This window comes from Variovorax sp. M-6 (genome assembly GCF_052114385.1).
GTDB lineage: Bacteria > Pseudomonadota > Gammaproteobacteria > Burkholderiales > Burkholderiaceae_C > Variovorax.
On record NZ_JBFREQ010000003.1, the window covers coordinates 1 to 17,340 of the forward strand.

Consider the following 17,340-nt stretch of genomic DNA (forward strand, 5'->3'; position numbering starts at 1 on the left):
GGGCAGGCGCCGCTGCCGCTGCGGGGGCAGCGGCCGGTGCGGCAGCCGCGGCGGGAGCAGGGGCTGCGGCAGGCGCGGCCGCGCCCTCGCCTTCCAGCACCAGCACCACCGAGCCTTCCTTGACCTTGCTGCCGACCTCGACCTTGAGTTCCTTCACGACGCCGGCCTGGCTCGACGGGATCTCCATCGAGGCCTTGTCCGACTCCACCGTGATCAGCGACTGCTCGGCCTTCACCGTGTCACCGACCTTCACCAGCACCTCGATCACCGCGACCTCGTCGAAGTCGCCGATGTCCGGCACCTTGATTTCCACTGTTGCCATATCGTGTGTCTCCCGCCCTTCGGGCGCCGTTGATTGGTTTTATGCGTAGAGCGGGTTGATCTTCTCGGCGTTGATGCCGTACTTCTTGATCGCGTCGGCCACCTTCTGCGCCGGCACCGTGCCGTCCTCGGCCAGCGCCTTCAGCGCCGCCACCACGATGAAGTGGCGGTTGACTTCGAAGTGCTCGCGCAGCTTGTTGCGGAAGTCGCTGCGGCCGAAGCCGTCGGTGCCGAGCACCTTGTAGTTGCGGCCCTTCGGGATGAACGGGCGGATCTGCTCGGCATAGGCCTTCATGTAGTCGGTCGACGCCACGACCGGGCCGGCACTGGCCGACAGCTGCTGCGCAACGAACGAGACGCGCGCCGTTTCGGTCGGATGCAGCAGGTTCCAGCGGTCGGCTTCCTGGCCGTCGCGCGTCAGCTCGTTGAAGCTCGGGCAGCTCCAGACGGCAGCCGAAACGCCCCAGTCCTTCTCGAGCAGTTCCTGGGCCGCGAAGCTCTCGCGCAGGATCGTGCCGCTGCCGAGCAGCTGCACCGACGGCGACTTGGCCTTGAGCGCCGGTGCCTGCCTGCACAGGTACATGCCCTTGATGATCTGCTCCTCGGTGCCGGGCTGCAGGCCGGGCATCGGGTAGTTCTCGTTCAGGAGCGTGATGTAGTAGTAGACGTTGTCCTGCTTCTCGACCATGCGCTTCAGGCCATGGTGCAGGATCACGCCGACCTCGTGCGCGAAGGTCGGGTCGTAGCTGACGCAGTTCGGGATCGTGTTGGCCAGGATGTGGCTGTGGCCGTCCTCGTGCTGCAGGCCTTCGCCGTTCAGCGTGGTGCGTCCCGAGGTGCCGCCGAGCAGGAAGCCGCGCGCCTGCATGTCGCCGGCCGCCCAGGCCAGGTCGCCGATGCGCTGGAACCCGAACATCGAGTAGTAGACATAGAACGGCACCATGATCCGGTTGTTGGTGCTGTACGAGGTGGCTGCCGCGATCCAGCTCGACATGCCGCCGGCCTCGTTGATGCCTTCCTGCAGGATCTGGCCGGCCTTGTCCTCGCGGTAGTACATGACCTGGTCCTTGTCGACCGGCGTGTACTGCTGCCCCGCGGGGTTGTAGATGCCGATCTGGCGGAACAGGCCTTCCATGCCGAAGGTGCGGGCTTCGTCGACCAGGATCGGCACCACGCGCGGACCCAGCGCCTGGTCGCGCAGAAGCTGCGTCAGGAAGCGCACATAGGCCTGCGTGGTCGAGATCTCGCGCCCTTCGGCGGTCGGCTCGAGCACGGCCTTGAAGGCTTCCAGCGCGGGCACCGTGAAGCTCTCGTCGGCCTTCACGCGGCGATGCGGCAGGTAGCCGCCCAACGCCTTGCGGCGCTCGTGCAGGTACTTCATCTCGGGCGTGTCGTCGGCCGGCTTGTAGAACGGCAGGTCGGCGATCTGGCTGTCCGGGATCGGGATGTTGAAGCGATCGCGAAAGGCCTTGATGTCCTCGTCGCCGAGCTTCTTGGTCTGGTGGACCGTGTTCTTGCCCTCGCCGATCTTGCCCATGCCGAAGCCCTTGACGGTCTTCACCAGCAGCACCGTGGGCTGGCCCTTGTGCTTGACGGCGGCGTCGAAGGCCGCATAGACCTTCTGCGAATCGTGGCCGCCGCGGCGCAGGTTCCAGATCTCGTCGTCGCTCATCTTGGCGACCATCTCGAGGGTGCGCGGGTCGCGGCCGAAGAAGTGCTTGCGCACATAGGCGCCGTCGTTGGCCTTGAACGACTGGTAGTCGCCGTCGTTGGTCTCCATCATGATCTTGCGCAGCGCGCCGTCCTTGTCGCGCGCCAGCAGCGGATCCCAGTTGCTGCCCCAGATCAGCTTGATCACGTTCCAGCCCGAGCCGCGGAATTCGCCCTCGAGCTCCTGGATGATCTTGCCGTTGCCGCGCACCGGGCCGTCCAGGCGCTGCAGGTTGCAATTGATCACGAACACCAGGTTGTCGAGGTTCTCGCGCGCCGCCAGGCTGATCGCGCCCAGCGATTCGACCTCGTCCATTTCGCCGTCGCCGCAGAACACCCAGACCTTGCGGTTCTCGGTGTTGGCAATGCCGCGGGCATGCAGGTACTTGAGGAAGCGCGCCTGGTAGATCGCCATCAGCGGACCCAGGCCCATGGACACGGTCGGGAACTGCCAGAACTCGGGCATCAGCTTCGGATGCGGGTAGCTCGACAGGCCCTTGCCGTCGACTTCCTGGCGGAAATTCAGCAACTGTTCTTCGGTGAGGCGGCCTTCGAGGTAGGCGCGGGCATAGATCCCGGGCGACACGTGGCCCTGGATATAGAGACAGTCGCCGCCGTGGTTCTCGCTCTCGGCATGCCAGAAGTGGTTGAAGCCGGCGCCGAACATGCTGGCCAGCGAGGCGAAGGAGCCAATGTGGCCGCCGAGGTCGCCGCCTTCGGGCGGGTGATGACGATTGGCCTTGACCACCATCGCCATGGCATTCCAGCGCATGTAGGAGCGCAGGCGCTCCTCGATCTCGGCATTGCCGGGGGAACGCTCCTCCTGGTTCGTCTCGATCGTGTTGACGTAGGCGGTATTGGCCGAGAACGGTTTGTCGATGCTGTTCTGGCGCGCGTGCTCGAGCAGTTGCTCAAGCAGGAAGTGCGCGCGCTCGGGCCCCTCGCTCTCGATGACGGCCGACAGGGCGTCCATCCATTCACGCGTCTCCTGCGCGTCCAGGTCGTTCGCGGCCGAGCCGAACAGGTTCTCGGGATTTGCCGACATGCTTGTCTCCTTTTTGAGGGGGTGTGGCTGTAATTTAGTGCCGTATCCGGCAGCGCGCGGGAGTTTCTCACAGAATTCTTGGAATTTCAAATCGTGCTCTATGATTTCTTAATATGAAATCTTCAAATCGAGTGTGGCCGCGCGCCGGTCCATGGCACTCACCCGCCGCCGTTCGTTGTCCGGGGCCTTCACCTAAACTTGGCCGATGCCCCTTTCCTCTCCGATCGCGGTCGCCCGCAGCGCCGCATCGCCGCTGTCGTGGTGGCGCCGCTGGTGGCGCCGCCAGACGCCGGTGCTGCAGGACGCCGTTGCGATGCTCGCGCCGCTGGCCGCCGTGCTGTTGTTCCTCGCGGCCATCGTGTCGGCGTTCTGGTACTTGCGTGCCGAAGAGATGGAGCGCGTCCAGGAATCGGTGAAGCGCGATGTGGAGTACGCCCAGCAACGCGTGCGCCTGCGGCTGCTGGAGCGCCAGGAGCAGTTGATGCGGCTCGCGCGCGACGCCTCCAACCGCGAGATCGACCCTGCCGAATTCACCAGCCGCGCGGAGTCGCTGGTGAGCCAGTTCCCGGAGTTGCAGTCCGTCAGCTGGATCGACGACCGCCGCCGCTTCAAGGCCAACTACGCCGCGCCGAGCGTCCATCCGGCGCTCCAGCATGCGGTCGGCGAGGTGCTGCGGCCAGGCGACATCGAGAGCAACTACGCGCTGGCGCGCGAGCTGCGCCAACCGGTCTTCTCGCAGCCGCTGGCCGGCGGCGAGCCGCCGCCGATGCTGGGGCTCTACATCCCGCTGTTCGACCAGGGCCTGTTCGCCGGCATGCTGCTCGGGGAGTTCTCGATCGATGGCCTGCTGCGCTACGGCATGCCCTCCGAGGTCTCGGCGCGCTACGCGGTCTCGCTGCTCGACGCCAAGGGCGGCCTGATCGCTGGCAACACGGTCGCCAACCCGCGCGGGGCCGGTACGCGGCTGCTGCCCTGGACGGTGCGCACCAACGAGTACGAAGTCCCGGTCTCTCCCGTGGGCAACGCGCTGGTACTGAGGGCACAGGCCTACCGCACCTCGCAGGGCGTGGTCGGCAACGGCCTGTTCTGGCTGGTCGGCGCGCTCAGCGTGCTCACCAGCTGGATGCTGATCGGCACCTGGCGCCACACGCGCAGGCGGCTGCAGGCGCAGCAGGCGCTGGTGGCCGAGACCAACTTCCGGCGCGCGATGGAGAACTCCATGCTGACCGGCATGCGCGTACTCGACCTCGAAGGCCGCATCACCTATGTCAACGCGGCGTTCTGCGCCATGACCGGCTGGAGCGAGAACGAGCTGGTCGGCCAGACCCCGCCCTTCCCTTACTGGCTCGAATCCGACCGCGAAGTCATGAACGAGCGGCTCGAGGAAGAGCTGCACGGGCGCGCCCTGCCCGGCGGCTTCCAGGTCCGGGTGAAGCGCCGCAACGGCAGCGTCTTCAACGCCCGGCTTTATGTCTCGCCGCTGATCGACGCCCGCGGCCACCAGACCGGCTGGATGACCTCGATGACCGACATCACCGAGCCGACCCGGATCCGCGAGCAGCTGTCGGCCTCCTACGAGCGCTTCACCACCGTGCTGGAAGCGCTGGACGCCTCGGTCTCGGTGGCCCCGCTGGGCAGCGAGGAGCTGCTGTTCGCCAACAAGCTGTACCGGCTCTGGTTTGGCTCGAACACCGTCGGCCACCTGGGCATGGTGGCGCAGGCCGGCGTGCCGGCGACCCAGGCGCGCGACGAAGAACTGGACGACGTCGACTCCTTCGCCGGCCTGCCGATCGACCAGCTGACCACCGCGCAGCCCGCCAACAACGAAATCTTCGTGCCCGAGCTCGGCAAGTGGCTCGAGGTGCGTTCGCGCTACCTGACCTGGGTCGACGGTCGGCTGGCCCAACTGGTGATCGCCACCGACATCACGCCGCGGCGCGATGCCGAAGACCTGGCGGCGGCCCAGGCCGACCGGGCGCACGCCGCCAGTCGGCTGATCACCATGGGCGAGATGGCCTCCAGTGTCGCGCACGAGCTCAACCAGCCGCTGACCGCGATCACCAACTACTGCAACGGCATGGTGTCGCGCATCAAGGGCCAGCAGATCGATTCGGACGCCCTGCTCGCGGCGCTCGAGAAGACGTCGAAGCAGGCCCAGCGCGCCGGCCAGATCATCCAGCGCATCCGCTCCTTCGTGAAGCGCAGCGAGCCCAACCGGACGCCGGCCGAGGTCGCGACCATGGTCAGCGAGGCGGTCGAGCTGGCCGGCATCGAGTTGCGCCGCCGCAACGTGCGGCTCAATCACTACGTGGCGGCGCGGCTGCCGATCCTGCGGGTCGATCCGATCCTGATCGAGCAGGTGATGGTCAACCTGCTGAAGAACGCGGCCGAATCGATCGACCTGGCCAACCGGCCGCTGGCGCGCCGCAGCGTCGAGCTGCGGGTGCTGCCCAAGTCCATCGACGGTCAGCCCGCGGTCGAGTTCTCGGTCCAGGACACCGGCATGGGCCTGGCCCCCGAAGTGATGGACCGGCTCTACGAGGCCTTCTTCTCCACCAAGCCCGAGGGCATGGGGATCGGCCTCAATTTGTGCCGAACCATCGTCGAATCGCACCGCGGCCGGATGCAGGCGGAGAACATCTACAATGGTCCGGATGTGGTCGGATGCCGTTTTTCCTTCTGGTTACCGGTGTTGGACGCTATCGATTCCGTAGCAAGCAACGAGGCGAAAGTACCTGCATGAGTTTGATTCCGAAGAAGGGCACGGTCTATGTCGTCGATGACGATGAAGCGGTCCGCGATTCGTTGCAATGGCTGCTCGAGGGCAAGGACTATCGCGTCCGCTGCTTCGATTCGGCCGAGTCCTTCCTGTCGCGCTACGACCCACGCGAGGTGGCCTGCCTGATCGTCGACATCCGCATGGCCGGCATGTCGGGCATCGAACTCCAGGATCGGCTGATCGAGCGCCGCTCGCCGCTGCCCATCGTGGTCATCACCGGCCACGGCGACGTGCCGATGGCGGTGGACAGCATGAAGAAGGGCGCGATGGATTTCATCCAGAAGCCGTTCAACGACGAGGCGCTGGTGACGCTGGTCGAACGCATGCTCGAACACGCGCGCGGCGCCTTCGCGCAGCACCAGCAGTCGGCCAGCCGCGATGCCCTCCTGTCCAAGCTCACCGGCCGCGAGGCCCAGGTGCTCGAGCGCATCGTCGCCGGCCGCCTCAACAAGCAGATCGCCGACGACCTCGGCATCAGCATCAAGACGGTGGAGGCGCACCGCGCCAACATCATGGAAAAGCTCAACGCCAACACCGTGGCCGACCTGCTGAAAATCGCCCTCGGGCAGGCAGCGACGCCGACCAAGGCCTAGCCCGAACGCCCCGGCGCTCCCGACCGACCCCACGCCTGCGCAAGCGGGCGTTTCCATTTCTGAAGATCGAAAAACGATGACAGCTCAACTGATCGACGGCAACGCCCTCTCCAAGACGCTCCGCACCGAGGTCGCGGCCCGCGCCGCGGCGCTCAAGGCCCGCGGCGTGGTCCCCGGCCTGGCGGTGGTGCTGGTCGGCGAGAACCCCGCCAGCCAGGTCTACGTTCGCAACAAGGTCAAGGCCTGCGAGGACAGCGGCCTGCACTCGGTGCTCGAGAAGTACCCGGCCGACCTGAGCGAGGCCGACCTGCTGGCCCGCGTCGACGCGCTCAACAACGACCCGGCTATCCACGGCATCCTGGTGCAGCTCCCGCTGCCCGCGCACATCGACGCGCAGAAGGTGATCGAGGCGATCGCGCCGTCCAAGGATGTCGACGGCTTCCACGTCGCCAGCGCCGGGGCCCTGATGACCGGCTCGCCCGGCTTCTGGCCCTGCACGCCCTACGGCTGCATGAAGATGCTCGAGTCGATCGGCTTCGAGCTGCGCGGCAAGCATGCGGTGGTCATCGGCCGCAGCAACATCGTGGGCAAGCCGATGGCGCTGATGCTGCTGGCCAAGAGCGCCACGGTCACCATCTGCCACAGCGCGACGGCCGATCTGGGGGCCATCACGCGCCAGGCCGACGTGGTGGTCGCGGCCGTGGGCAAGCGCAATGTGCTCACCGCCGACATGGTCAAGCCCGGCGCGGTCGTGATCGACGTCGGCATGAACCGCAACGACGAAGGCAAGCTCTGCGGCGACGTCGACTTCGCCGGCGTGCGCGAGGTCGCGGGCTGGATCACGCCGGTGCCAGGCGGCGTCGGCCCGATGACCATCACGATGCTGCTGGTCAACACCCTCGAGGCCGCCGAGCGCGCGGCCGCCAGCGCCACTTGAACTCGCGCCCTCCGTCCGCCATCTGAACAAGACCATGACCAATCCGCTCCTCGACTTCAACGACCTCCCGCTGTTCGACCAGATCCGGCCGGAGCATGTCGCCCCGGCGGTCGACACTCTGCTCGCCAGCGCCGAATCGGCGCTGCAGGAAGTGACCGCGCCCGGGTTCCCGGCCGACTGGACTGCGATCGCCAAGGTGCTGGACGTGGCCTCGGAGCGCTTCAGCCGCGCCTGGGGCGCGGTCGGCCACCTCAACGCGGTGGCCGATACGCCCGAGCTTCGCGCCGCCTACAACGACGCGATGCCGCGCGTCACCGCCTTCTGGACTCGCCTGGGCTCGGACGAACGGCTCTACGCCAAGTACAAGGCCATCGACCCGGCGACGCTCAATCCCGAGCAGCGCCAGGCGCACCGCAACGCGATCCGCAACTTCGTGCTCGGCGGCGCGGAACTGCAGGGCGCGGCCAAGGCGCGCTTCGCTGAAATCCAGGAGCGCCAGGCCGAGCTGAGCCAGAAGTTCAGCGAGAACGCGCTCGACGCCACCGATGCCTTCGCCTGGTACGCGGCGCAGGGCGACCTCGACGGCCTGCCGGAAGACGTCGTCAGCGCCGCCCGCTCGGCGGCCGAGGCCGAGGGCAAGGACGGCTACAAGCTCACGCTCAAGATGCCCTGCTACCTGCCGGTCATGCAGTTCGCGAAGAGCAGTGCGCTGCGCGAGCGGCTCTACCGCGCCTACGTCACGCGCGCGAGCGAATTCGGCGACCCCGCCTTCGACAACACCGCGCTGATCCGCGAGATCCTGGCGCTGCGCCAGGAAGAGGCCAAGCTGCTCGGCTACCCCAATTTCGGCGAACTCTCGATCGTGCCGAAGATGGCCGAATCGGCCGACCAGGTGATCAAGTTCCTGCGCGATCTCGGCGCCAAGGCCAGGCCCTACGGCGAGCGCGACCTGGCCGACCTTCGCAGCTTCGCGGCGGAGCACCTGGGCCTGGCCGATCCGCAGCCCTGGGACTGGAGCTACATCGGCGAGAAGCTCAAGGAGGCGCGCTACGCCTTCAGCGAGCAGGAGGTCAAGCAGTACTTCACCGCGCCCAAGGTGATGGCCGGCCTGTTCAAGATCGTCGAGACGCTGTTCGAGGTCACGATCCGGCGCGACACGGCGCCGGTCTGGCACCCGGGCGTGGAGTTCTACCGCATCGAGCGCGCCGGCCAGAAAGTCGGCCAGTTCTACCTCGACCCCTCGGCCCGCGCCGCCAAGCGCGGCGGCGCCTGGATGGACGACGTGCGCGCACGCTGGCTGCGCCCCGACACCGGCGCGCTGCAGACGCCGGTGGCGCAACTGGTCTGCAACTTCGCCGAAGGCGTCGACGGCAAGCCGCCGCTGTTGACGCACGACGACGTGACCACCCTGTTCCACGAATTCGGCCACGGCCTGCACCACATGCTGACCCGGATCAACGAGCGCGACGTCTCGGGCATCAGCGGCGTCGAATGGGACGCGGTCGAGCTGCCGAGCCAGTTCATGGAGAACTTCTGCTGGGAGTGGGACGTGCTCGCTCACATGACCTCCCATGTCGACACCGGCGCGCCGCTGCCGCGCGCGCTGTTCGACAAGATGACGGCCGCGAAGAACTTCCAGAGCGGCCTGCAGACCCTGCGCCAGATCGAGTTCTCTCTCTTCGACATGCTGCTGCACACCGGCTACGACGCAGCCACGGCACAGCCGGGCGATGTGATGACCCTGCTGGCCAAGGTGCGCGAGGAGGTCGCGGTGATGCCCTCGCCGTCCTTCAGCCGCACGCCCAACACCTTCAGCCACATCTTCTCGGGCGGCTACGCGGCCGGCTACTACAGCTACAAGTGGGCCGAGGTGCTCAGCGCCGACGCCTACGCGGCCTTCGAGGAGACCGCCGGCGCCAACGGCGAGCCGAGCATCGAGACGGGCCGCAAGTACCGCGAGGCGATCCTCGAGGCGGGCGGCAGCCGCAGCGCGATGGAATCCTTCAAGGCCTTCCGCGGCCGCGAACCGCAACTGGACGCTTTGCTTCGACACCAGGGAATGGCCGAGGCGCAACCAGCCTGAGATACTCCGCTCCATCCGATTTCGGGAATCATCGATGAAGCTCAACGCCGCCCTCGCGGGCCTCACCCTGCTGCTGGTCGCCGGCGCAACGCTGGCACAGCCGGTCTATCGCAACGTCGACAAGAACGGCAAGGTCACCTTTTCCGACCAGCCGCCGAGTGCCAGCGCTCCGGCGGTGCCGGCGCGGGCCGGCGGCAGCGCGGGCGCCGACACCGGCCTGCCCTACGAACTGCGGCAGGTGGTGCAGCGCTATCCGGTGACGCTCTACGTCAGCGAGGCTTGCGGTCCCTGCGGCGCCGGCCGCTCGCTGCTGGTCACGCGCGGCGTGCCCTTCGACGAACGGACCGTCAAATCCAACGAGGACATCGACGCGCTGCAGCGCTTGAGCGGCCAGACCTCGCTGCCGCTGCTGACCATCGGCTCGCAGCAGCTCAAGGGCTTCGGCGATTCGGAGTGGTCGCAGTACCTCGACGCCGCGGGCTATCCCAAGAGCTCGCAATTGCCGGCCAGCTATCGCCAGGCGCCGGCCCGGCCGCTGGTGGCCCTGCAACCCGCGGCCGAACCCGCGCCGGCTGCCGCCGCGCCCGCCCCCGCCGAAGTCCCGGCGCCGGCCAACGGGCCGAACCCAGGCAACCCCGCCGGCATCAAGTTCTAGGGTCTCAGGCTTCGATCAGTCGAATTGCAGCGTCCGCACGCCCGATGCGGTGCCCAGCAGGCACACATTGGCGCGCTGGCGCGCGAACACGCCCACGGTGACAACACCCGGCCACTGGTTCACTTCGTTCTCGAAACCGAGCGGATCCGTGATCCGCAGGCCGGTCACGTCGATGATGTGCTGGCCGTTGTCGGTGACCAGCGGCACGCCGTCCTTCTCGCGCACCTGCGCCAGGCCGCCGAGCCGGGCGAACTGCCGCATCACGCGCCGTGCCGCCATCGGAATCACTTCCACGGGCAACGGGAAGGCGCCGAGCGTGTTCACGAGCTTGGAGGCATCGGCGATGCAGACAAAACGCCTGGACTGCGCGGCGACGATCTTCTCGCGCGTGAGCGCGGCGCCGCCGCCCTTGATCATGTAGCCGCGGCCGTCGATCTCGTCGGCGCCGTCGATATAGACCGCCAGTTCCTCGACCTCGTTGCAGTCGAAGACCGGGATGCCCAGCGCCCGCAGGCGCTCGGTCGAGGCCACCGAGCTCGACACGGCGCCGCGGATCTCGCCCTTGAGGCTCGCCAGCGCGTCGATGAACTTGTTGACCGTCGAGCCGGTGCCGACCCCGACGATCTCGCCCTTGACCACGTAGTCCAGCGCAGCGCGGCCCACCTGGGCCTTGAGTTCGTCCTGGGTCGGGGAGGGAACGGGTGCGGTGGAGGTCATCGGGGAGAATCCTGGGCTGATTGAAGTCTGAAGCCGAGAATTATCCGATGCTCCTGCCGTTGCCCTCCTCTCTTTACGGGCTTGCCCGCCCCTTCCTGTTCGGCGTCGATGCCGAACGGGCCCACGAACTGACCCTCGACGCGCTGGCAAGGACCCAGAACACACCACTGGCCTGCGCCTATGCGGCGCCTCGCGTGGCCGACCGGGTCACGCTCGCCGGGCTCTCGTTCCCGAACCGCATCGGCCTCGCCGCGGGTCTCGACAAGAACGCCCGCTGCATCGACGCCTTCGCCGCCATGGGGTTCGGCTTCGTCGAGGTCGGAACGGTGACGCCCAAGCCGCAGCCGGGCAATCCGAAGCCGCGCATCTTCCGCCTGCCGAAACGCGACGCGCTGATCAACCGGCTCGGGTTCAACAACGAAGGCCTGGACGCCTTCCTCGCCAACGTCCGGCGAGCGCGCTTCCGGCGCGACACCTCGAAGCCGCCGATGCTGCTGGGCCTCAACATCGGCAAGAACGCGGCCACGCCCATCGAGCGTGCGGTGGACGACTACCTGATCTGCCTGGACGGCGTCTATCCGCACGCCGACTACGTCGTGGTCAACATCTCGAGCCCGAACACGGCCAACCTGCGCTCGCTGCAAAGCGACGAAGCGCTCGACGCGCTGCTCGGCGCCGTGGCGGACAAACGCGAGGCGCTGGCCGCGCGCCAGAACAGGCGGGTCCCGCTGTTCGTGAAGATCGCGCCCGATCTCGACGAGGCCCAGGTCAGGGCAATCGCCGCGACGCTGTTGCGGCATCGCATGGACGGCGTCATCGCGACCAACACCACCCTGGCGCGAGATGCGGTGGCCGGCTTGCCGCATGCCGAGGAGTCGGGGGGGCTTTCGGGCGCGCCGGTGCGCGAAGCCAGCAACCGCGTGATCGGCCAGCTGCGCGCCGCACTCGGACCGGGCTTCCCGATCATCGGCGTGGGCGGGGTGCTCAGCGCCGCCGACGCAGTGGAAAAGATCGAGGCCGGGGCCGACCTGGTGCAGATCTACACCGGCCTCATCTATCGCGGCCCGGCGCTGGTGCGCCAGGCGGCCCAGGCGCTGCGCGAGCGCAAGGCCTGAGCGGCGCAAATCACCGCATGCGCCAGAGCACCGGAGCGACCACCGCCGCCCAACGCACCAGCCGGCGCGGACCCAGCACGGCGATCACCGCGGCGGTCGCCACGCCGGTGGCGACCGGATGCTCGCGCGCGATGCGCAGCGCCGCCGCGGCGCCGGTCTCGTTCTGGACCGGTGCCTCGCCAGCGCCGCTCGAAGCCGCCTGAAGCGTCGCGATCCGCAGACGCTGGCGCTCGATGCGGGCAAGCAGCTGATCGCGGTCCAGCGAGACGGACACAGGCGGAGCCTCTTCCTCGTCGTCATGATGGCTGAAGCGGTCATGGACCCATTCGAGATCGCGCTCGAAGGTCTCGCGCGCCGGTGCGAAGGCCGACGACGCGCGCAGCGTCCCCAGGAGCGCCAGCACGGCAGCCACCCAGAGCCCGACCCAGACCAGCGCCAGTACCCAGGCCGCCGTGTTTCGATACGGCGTGTCCCAGAAATGAACCACGATCGCGACCGACAGCAGCGCGATGGCGACGGTGGTCAGCCCGATGACGGCGACCCCCAGGCCCATCATCAGCCGCAGCCGCTTCTTCTCTTCCTCCCAGGCCAGTCTCAGGAGCTGGGCACGATCCTCGGCGGCCAGTGCACCTTCACCGGCAAGGATGCGCAGGCGCCGCAGACGGGATTTCAGGCCGAACAGGGACGCCAGGCTCATGACGCAGCCTCGGCGCCGACCTCCTGCACGCCGCGGAGGCCGCGCTCAGCGGCGGCCAAGCAGCAGGCCCACCAGCACGCCCACGGCCAATGCGGCGCCGGCGATCTGCCACGGCTCGTCATGCGCATAGGCATTGGCCGAACTGGCGGCTTCGCGAGCCTTCTTGGCGGCAATGCGACTCTTCTCGGCGGCGATCTCGCGCGCGATCGCCAGCTTGCTGTCGACGCGCTGGCGCAGCGCCTTGATGTGCGGCACGGCGTCCAGATCCTTGCTGGCGAGCACGTTGCGGACGTCGCTCGCGATGTCTTCGGCCACGGCGTTCGCCGCGGCTTCGAGGTTGGTGGATGCAGTCATCGAAAAAGGTCCTCCTCAGGCAGGCCGGCACCGCGCCGGCGACACCACGCCGACAAACGGCGTGCCGTTCCATGGTACATGCCCGCGCCGGCCTACGATAGCAGCGCGGACACGTGATGGGCGATCGCAAGGCTGCTGGTCAGCCCCGGCGACTCGATCCCGAAGAGGTTGACCAGCCCCCGCACGCCGTGCGCCTCGGGGCCCTGGATCATGAAGTCGGCGGCGGCTTCCCCCGGTCCCGAAATCTTGGGGCGGATGCCTGCATAGCCCGGGACCAGCGCAGCGTCCGGCAGCGCCGGCCAGTACTTCCGCACCTCGGCGTAGAAGCCCTCGCCGCGCGCTGCGTCCACGACGAGGTCGTCGGGCGACGCCACCCACTGCACGTCCGGACCGAACTTGGCCTGGCCGCCCAGATCGAGCGTGAGGTGCACGCCCAGGCCTGCGGCCTCGGGCACCGGGTAGATCAGTCGATGAAAGGGGGCACGGCCGGCCAGCGTGAAATAGCTGCCTTTCGCGAAATGGGCCGTCGGCACCGAAGCGGCGGGCAGGCCCTCGAACCGCCGCGCGAGCAGCGGCGCGGAGAGGCCCGCCGCATTGACGACCGTGTTGCAGCGCAGGGCGGTACCGTCGCGGGACTTCAGCACGATGCCGCTGCCGCCGCACTCGGCGCCGACGACCTCGGACTTCAGCGCCACCAGGCCACCGGCGTGCTCCAGATCCCCCTGCAGGCTCAGCATCAGCGCGTGGCTGTCCACGATGCCGGTGCTCGGCGAATGGAGGGCGGCCAGGCATTCGAGCTGCGGCTCCATGGCACGCGCCTGCTCGCGCGTGAGCAGCACCAGGTCGTCCACGCCATTGGCGCGGGCCTTGGCGGCGATCGCCTCGAGCTGCCCGACCTGCGCCTCGCTGGTGGCGACGATCAGCTTGCCGCAGCGCCTATGCGGCAGGCCGCGCTCGCCCGCATAGGCGTAGAGCCGCTGCTTGCCGTCGACGCACAGCTGCGCCTTCAGGGAGCCCTGGGGGTAGTAGATGCCCGCGTGGATGACTTCGCTGTTGCGCGAACTGGTGCCGGTGCCGATCGCCCCTTCGGACTCCAGCACGATGACCTCACGGCCCTGCAACGCAAGGGCCCGGGCCACGGCCAGCCCCACCACACCGGCGCCGATGACGGCGCAATCGAATTCGTCCATCCCGCAAGCTTAGCGGGATGGACGCCGAACCCGGCGTGGCAACGAAGAGAATTGATGGTGGGCGGTGGAGGCTTCGAACCTCCGACCCCAGCAGTGTGAATGCTGTGCTCTACCCCTGAGCTAACCGCCCCCGGCGCGCGACGCCAAGGTGAAACTTGAGCCGTACGCCATCTGGATTCATTCGCACCGTGTAGTGCGAAGCCTGCGATTATGCCACAGCTTTTTCGCTCATCTGGCGAAATAGCGTGCGGCCGCTGCTGGACTTGTCGAGTTGCAGCAAAACCTCCTCGTGTGCGGCCAGCTCGTGCTCGGTCGCGACCAGCACCGGCAGCTCGAAGGCGCTCAGGTCGATCGCGACCACGGCACCGTGCGCGGGCTCGTTCGATGCGATGTCGATCAGCAGCGCATCCTGGCCGCGCGTGAGATTGATGTACACGTCGGCCAGCAGCTGCGCGTCGAGCTTGGCGCCGTGGAAGGTGCGGTTCGAGCGGTCGATGCCGAAGCGGTCGCACAGCGCATCGAGCGAGTTGCGCTTGCCCGGGTACACCGCCTTCGCCATCGCCAGCGTGTCGGTCACCTCCCCGACGAAGCTGCGCAGCGGCGGCAGCCCGGCGAGTTCGAGCTCCCGATTGAGAAAGCCGACGTCGAAGGCCGCGTTGTGGATGATCAACTCGGCATCGCGCAGGTACTCGACGACATCGCCAGCCAGCGTCGCGAACTTCGGCTTGTCGCGCAGGAAGTCGGTCGTCAGCCCGTGCACCTTGAGCGCGTCCTCGTGGCTCTCGCGCTCCGGGTTGAAATAGATGTGCAGGTCGTTGCCCGTGAGCTTGCGATTGAACAGCTCCACGCATCCGAGCTCGATGATGCGGTCGCCGTTCTCCGCCGACAGGCCCGTGGTTTCGGTGTCCAGGACGATCAGTCGGCTCATCAGTGGTTCTCTTTGGCGTGGTTGATCGAGTACTTCGGAATCTCGACCGTCAAATCGGCCTGCGCGAGGATCGCCTGGCAGCTCAGCCGCGACTGCGGCTCCAGGCCCCAGGCCCGGTCCAGCAGGTCTTCCTCGCTCTCCTCCGCCTCGTTGAGCGAATCGATGCCCCTGCGCACGACGACGTGGCAGGTGGTGCAGGCACAGCTCATCTCGCACGCATGCTCGATGTTGATGTGGTTCTCGAGCAGGGCCTCGCAGATCGAGGTGCCGGCCGGCGCGGTGATCTCGGCGCCCTGCGGGCAGTACTCGGGATGGGGAAGGATCTTGATCGTGGGCATGTTCTAGAGAGATTCGATCTGTCGGCCGGCGAGCGCGCGCGCGATGCCCGCGTTCATGCGCTCGGCGGCAAAGGCTTCGGTGCCGTCGGCCAGCGCCTTGGTGGCGGCTTCGACCACTGCGGCATCCTCGGCCGAGCGTGCGTCGCGCAGTGCCGCCATCAGCGCCTCGATCGCGGCACGCTCCGCGGCCGACAGCAGCGCGCCGTCGGCGTCGAGCGCGCTCTGCGTCGCCAGCAGCATGCGGTCGGCATCGACGCGGGCCTCGACCAGCGCGCGCGCCTGCATGTCCTGCTGCGCGGTCGCGAAGCTGTCCCGCAGCATGGTGGCGATCTGATCGTCGGAAAGGCCGTAGGACGGCTTGACCGCGACGCTCGCCTCGACGCCGCTGCCCTGCTCCTTCGCGGTGACGCTGAGCAGGCCGTCGGCGTCGACCGTGAAGGTCACGCGGATGCGCGCCGCACCCGCGGCCATCGGCGGGATGCCGCGCAGCTCGAAGCGCGCCAGGCTGCGGCAGTCGGCGACCAGGTCGCGCTCGCCCTGCACCACATGCAGCGCCAACGCGGTCTGGCCATCCTTGTAGGTCGTGAAGTCCTGCGCCATCGCGGTCGGGATGGTCTGGTTGCGCGGCACGATCCGCTCGACCAGGCCGCCCATCGTCTCGATGCCCAGCGACAGCGGAATCACGTCGAGCAGCAGCAGGTCGTCGGCGCCGCCGTTGCCGGCCAGCTGGTTGGCCTGGATCGCGGCGCCGAGGGCGACGACCTGGTCGGGGTCGAGATTGGTCAGCGGCTCGCGGCCGAAGCACTCGGCCACCGCCCGGCGGACCTGGGGCATGCGCGTGGCGCCGCCGACCAGCACGATGCCTTGCAGTTCGCCTTGCGGCAGCCGCGCATCGCGCAGTGCGCGTCGCACGGCCGCGATGGTGCGCGCGGTCAGGCTCGCGGTGGCGGCTTCGAACTGCTCGCGCCGAATCTCGACGCGGATTTCCTCGCCCGACAGCTTGGCGCTGAAGAAGGTCGTTTCGGCCTCCGTCAACGCCTCCTTGGCGGCCCGGGCCGCCACCAGCAGGGCCGCCCTGTCGGCATCGCTGCGCGCCGCAAGCCCACGCTGCGACAGCACGAAGTCGGCCAGCGCATGGTCGTAGTCGTCGCCGCCCAGCGCCGAGTCGCCGCCGGTCGCGATGACCTCGAAGACGCCCTGCGTGAGCCGCAGGATGGAGATGTCGAAGGTGCCGCCGCCGAGGTCGTAGACCGCGTAGACGCCTTCGCTCGCGTTGTCCAGGCCGTAGGCGATCGCCGCCGCGGTCGGTTCGCTGATGAGCCGCAGCACATTCAGCCCCGCGAGCTGGGCCGCGTCCTTGGTGGCCTGCCGCTGGCCCTCGTCGAAGTAGGCCGGCACCGTGATCACGACACCATGGAGCTCGTCGTCGAAGGTGTCCTCGGCGCGGTAGCGCAGGGTCGCGAGGATCTCGGCGCTGACTTCGATCGGCGACTTCTCGCCGGCCACGGTCTGCACCTTGACCATGCCGCCCTCGCCCGTGAGGCGGTAGGCCATCGCCTCGCGGTTGGCGATGTCGGACAGGCCACGGCCCATCAGCCGCTTGACCGAGGTGATGACGTTGGAAGGATCGGCGGCCCGCGCCGCCACCGCTTCGAAGCCGATCTGGCGGCGGTCGGCGTCGAGGTAGCGCACCGCCGAAGGCAGCAGCACGCGGCCCTCGGCGTCAGGCAGGCACTCGGCGACGCCGTTGCGTACCGCCGCCACGAGCGAATGCGTGGTGCCGAGGTCGATGCCGACCGCGACGCGGCGCTGGTGCGGATCGGGCGCCTGGCCCGGTTCTGAAATCTGGAGCAGTGCCATCAGGAATACGCGAAGTGA

Annotated in this window: 15 protein-coding genes and 1 tRNA gene; 6 read left to right on the forward strand and 10 right to left on the reverse strand. The window is 68.1% G+C overall.

What is annotated here, in order from left to right; all coding sequences use genetic code 11:
- The coding region (locus tag AB4Z46_RS04290) for a biotin/lipoyl-containing protein (RefSeq protein ID WP_442282248.1) at positions 1-322 on the reverse strand (322 nt) is incomplete at its 3' end.
- A gap of 39 nt (positions 323-361) precedes the next feature.
- Positions 362-3,076 (reverse strand): pyruvate dehydrogenase (acetyl-transferring), homodimeric type, encoded by a 2,715-nt coding sequence (aceE, locus tag AB4Z46_RS04295; RefSeq protein WP_442282249.1) that lies wholly within the window; start codon positions 3,074-3,076, stop codon positions 362-364.
- 205 nt (positions 3,077-3,281) lie between these two features.
- Between aceE and AB4Z46_RS04300 the strand changes: the two genes are divergently transcribed.
- The 5 genes from AB4Z46_RS04300 to AB4Z46_RS04320 all read left to right on the forward strand — a co-directional run bounded on the left by AB4Z46_RS04300 (position 3,282) and on the right by AB4Z46_RS04320 (position 10,123).
- Positions 3,282-5,819, forward strand: a complete 2,538-nt coding sequence (locus AB4Z46_RS04300; protein ID WP_442282250.1) for a PAS domain-containing sensor histidine kinase — start codon at positions 3,282-3,284, stop codon at positions 5,817-5,819.
- Positions 5,816-6,448 (forward strand): response regulator transcription factor, encoded by a 633-nt coding sequence (locus AB4Z46_RS04305; protein ID WP_442282251.1) that lies wholly within the window; start codon positions 5,816-5,818, stop codon positions 6,446-6,448. The genes AB4Z46_RS04300 and AB4Z46_RS04305 overlap by 4 nt, the downstream gene beginning before the upstream one ends.
- A 76-nt stretch (positions 6,449-6,524) precedes the next feature.
- On the forward strand, positions 6,525-7,385 hold the full coding sequence (gene folD / locus AB4Z46_RS04310) for a bifunctional methylenetetrahydrofolate dehydrogenase/methenyltetrahydrofolate cyclohydrolase FolD (protein ID WP_442282252.1): 861 nt from the start codon (positions 6,525-6,527) through the stop codon (positions 7,383-7,385).
- Positions 7,386-7,419: 34 nt separating this feature from the next.
- On the forward strand, positions 7,420-9,468 hold the full coding sequence (locus AB4Z46_RS04315; RefSeq protein ID WP_442282253.1) for a M3 family metallopeptidase: 2,049 nt from the start codon (positions 7,420-7,422) through the stop codon (positions 9,466-9,468).
- 34 nt (positions 9,469-9,502) lie between these two features.
- Entirely contained in the window at positions 9,503-10,123 is a 621-nt protein-coding gene (locus AB4Z46_RS04320; RefSeq protein ID WP_442282254.1) for a DUF4124 domain-containing protein, read from the forward strand.
- A gap of 15 nt (positions 10,124-10,138) precedes the next feature.
- On the opposite strand, the gene rpiA is transcribed toward AB4Z46_RS04320, so the two are convergent.
- Complete coding sequence (gene rpiA, locus AB4Z46_RS04325) at positions 10,139-10,840, reverse strand: ribose-5-phosphate isomerase RpiA (protein ID WP_442282255.1); 702 nt, start codon at positions 10,838-10,840, stop codon at positions 10,139-10,141.
- Between the two features lie 47 nt (positions 10,841-10,887).
- Here rpiA and AB4Z46_RS04330 point away from each other — a divergent pair, with 47 nt between their 5' ends.
- The gene (locus AB4Z46_RS04330) at positions 10,888-11,955 is read left to right on the forward strand and encodes a quinone-dependent dihydroorotate dehydrogenase (RefSeq protein ID WP_442282256.1); all 1,068 of its coding nucleotides are present in this window, start codon (positions 10,888-10,890) and stop codon (positions 11,953-11,955) included.
- A 10-nt stretch (positions 11,956-11,965) separates the two neighbouring features.
- Here AB4Z46_RS04330 and AB4Z46_RS04335 read toward each other — a convergent pair whose 3' ends face one another.
- From AB4Z46_RS04335 to hscA, 7 genes are all read right to left on the reverse strand, one after another.
- A complete protein-coding gene (locus AB4Z46_RS04335; RefSeq protein WP_442282257.1) occupies positions 11,966-12,652 on the reverse strand; it encodes a phage holin family protein in 687 nt (228 codons plus the stop codon).
- A gap of 45 nt (positions 12,653-12,697) precedes the next feature.
- Positions 12,698-13,006, reverse strand: coding sequence for a glycine zipper domain-containing protein (locus tag AB4Z46_RS04340; RefSeq protein WP_442282258.1), 309 nt, complete (start codon positions 13,004-13,006; stop codon positions 12,698-12,700).
- A 92-nt stretch (positions 13,007-13,098) separates the two neighbouring features.
- Entirely contained in the window at positions 13,099-14,196 is a 1,098-nt protein-coding gene (locus AB4Z46_RS04345; protein WP_442282259.1) for an NAD(P)/FAD-dependent oxidoreductase, read from the reverse strand.
- 55 nt (positions 14,197-14,251) lie between these two features.
- Positions 14,252-14,326, reverse strand: a tRNA-Val gene (locus AB4Z46_RS04350).
- Between the two features lie 78 nt (positions 14,327-14,404).
- On the reverse strand, positions 14,405-15,124 hold the full coding sequence (gene dnaQ, locus AB4Z46_RS04355; protein WP_442282260.1) for a DNA polymerase III subunit epsilon: 720 nt from the start codon (positions 15,122-15,124) through the stop codon (positions 14,405-14,407).
- Positions 15,124-15,462, reverse strand: coding sequence for an ISC system 2Fe-2S type ferredoxin (gene fdx, locus AB4Z46_RS04360; RefSeq protein ID WP_442282261.1), 339 nt, complete (start codon positions 15,460-15,462; stop codon positions 15,124-15,126). Before fdx ends, dnaQ begins: the two co-directional genes overlap by 1 nt.
- 3 nt (positions 15,463-15,465) lie before the next feature.
- Positions 15,466-17,322 (reverse strand): Fe-S protein assembly chaperone HscA, encoded by a 1,857-nt coding sequence (hscA, locus tag AB4Z46_RS04365; RefSeq protein ID WP_442282262.1) that lies wholly within the window; start codon positions 17,320-17,322, stop codon positions 15,466-15,468.
- Positions 17,323-17,340: the final 18 nt, after the last annotated feature.

What these genes read in the sequence shown, in the direction of transcription:
- aceE (WP_442282249.1), bottom strand. Translation starts at nt 3,076, where the DNA reads ATGTCGGCAAATCCCGAGAACCTGTTCGGCTCGGCCGCGAACGACCTG.
- AB4Z46_RS04300 (WP_442282250.1), top strand. Translation starts at nt 3,282, where the DNA reads ATGCCCCTTTCCTCTCCGATCGCGGTCGCCCGCAGCGCCGCATCGCCG.
- AB4Z46_RS04305 (WP_442282251.1), top strand. Translation starts at nt 5,816, where the DNA reads ATGAGTTTGATTCCGAAGAAGGGCACGGTCTATGTCGTCGATGACGAT.
- folD (WP_442282252.1), top strand. Translation starts at nt 6,525, where the DNA reads ATGACAGCTCAACTGATCGACGGCAACGCCCTCTCCAAGACGCTCCGC.
- AB4Z46_RS04315 (WP_442282253.1), top strand. Translation starts at nt 7,420, where the DNA reads ATGACCAATCCGCTCCTCGACTTCAACGACCTCCCGCTGTTCGACCAG.
- AB4Z46_RS04320 (WP_442282254.1), top strand. Translation starts at nt 9,503, where the DNA reads ATGAAGCTCAACGCCGCCCTCGCGGGCCTCACCCTGCTGCTGGTCGCC.
- rpiA (WP_442282255.1), bottom strand. Translation starts at nt 10,840, where the DNA reads ATGACCTCCACCGCACCCGTTCCCTCCCCGACCCAGGACGAACTCAAG.
- AB4Z46_RS04330 (WP_442282256.1), top strand. Translation starts at nt 10,888, where the DNA reads ATGCTCCTGCCGTTGCCCTCCTCTCTTTACGGGCTTGCCCGCCCCTTC.
- AB4Z46_RS04335 (WP_442282257.1), bottom strand. Translation starts at nt 12,652, where the DNA reads ATGAGCCTGGCGTCCCTGTTCGGCCTGAAATCCCGTCTGCGGCGCCTG.
- AB4Z46_RS04340 (WP_442282258.1), bottom strand. Translation starts at nt 13,006, where the DNA reads ATGACTGCATCCACCAACCTCGAAGCCGCGGCGAACGCCGTGGCCGAA.
- AB4Z46_RS04345 (WP_442282259.1), bottom strand. Translation starts at nt 14,196, where the DNA reads ATGGACGAATTCGATTGCGCCGTCATCGGCGCCGGTGTGGTGGGGCTG.
- dnaQ (WP_442282260.1), bottom strand. Translation starts at nt 15,124, where the DNA reads ATGAGCCGACTGATCGTCCTGGACACCGAAACCACGGGCCTGTCGGCG.
- fdx (WP_442282261.1), bottom strand. Translation starts at nt 15,462, where the DNA reads ATGCCCACGATCAAGATCCTTCCCCATCCCGAGTACTGCCCGCAGGGC.
- hscA (WP_442282262.1), bottom strand. Translation starts at nt 17,322, where the DNA reads ATGGCACTGCTCCAGATTTCAGAACCGGGCCAGGCGCCCGATCCGCAC.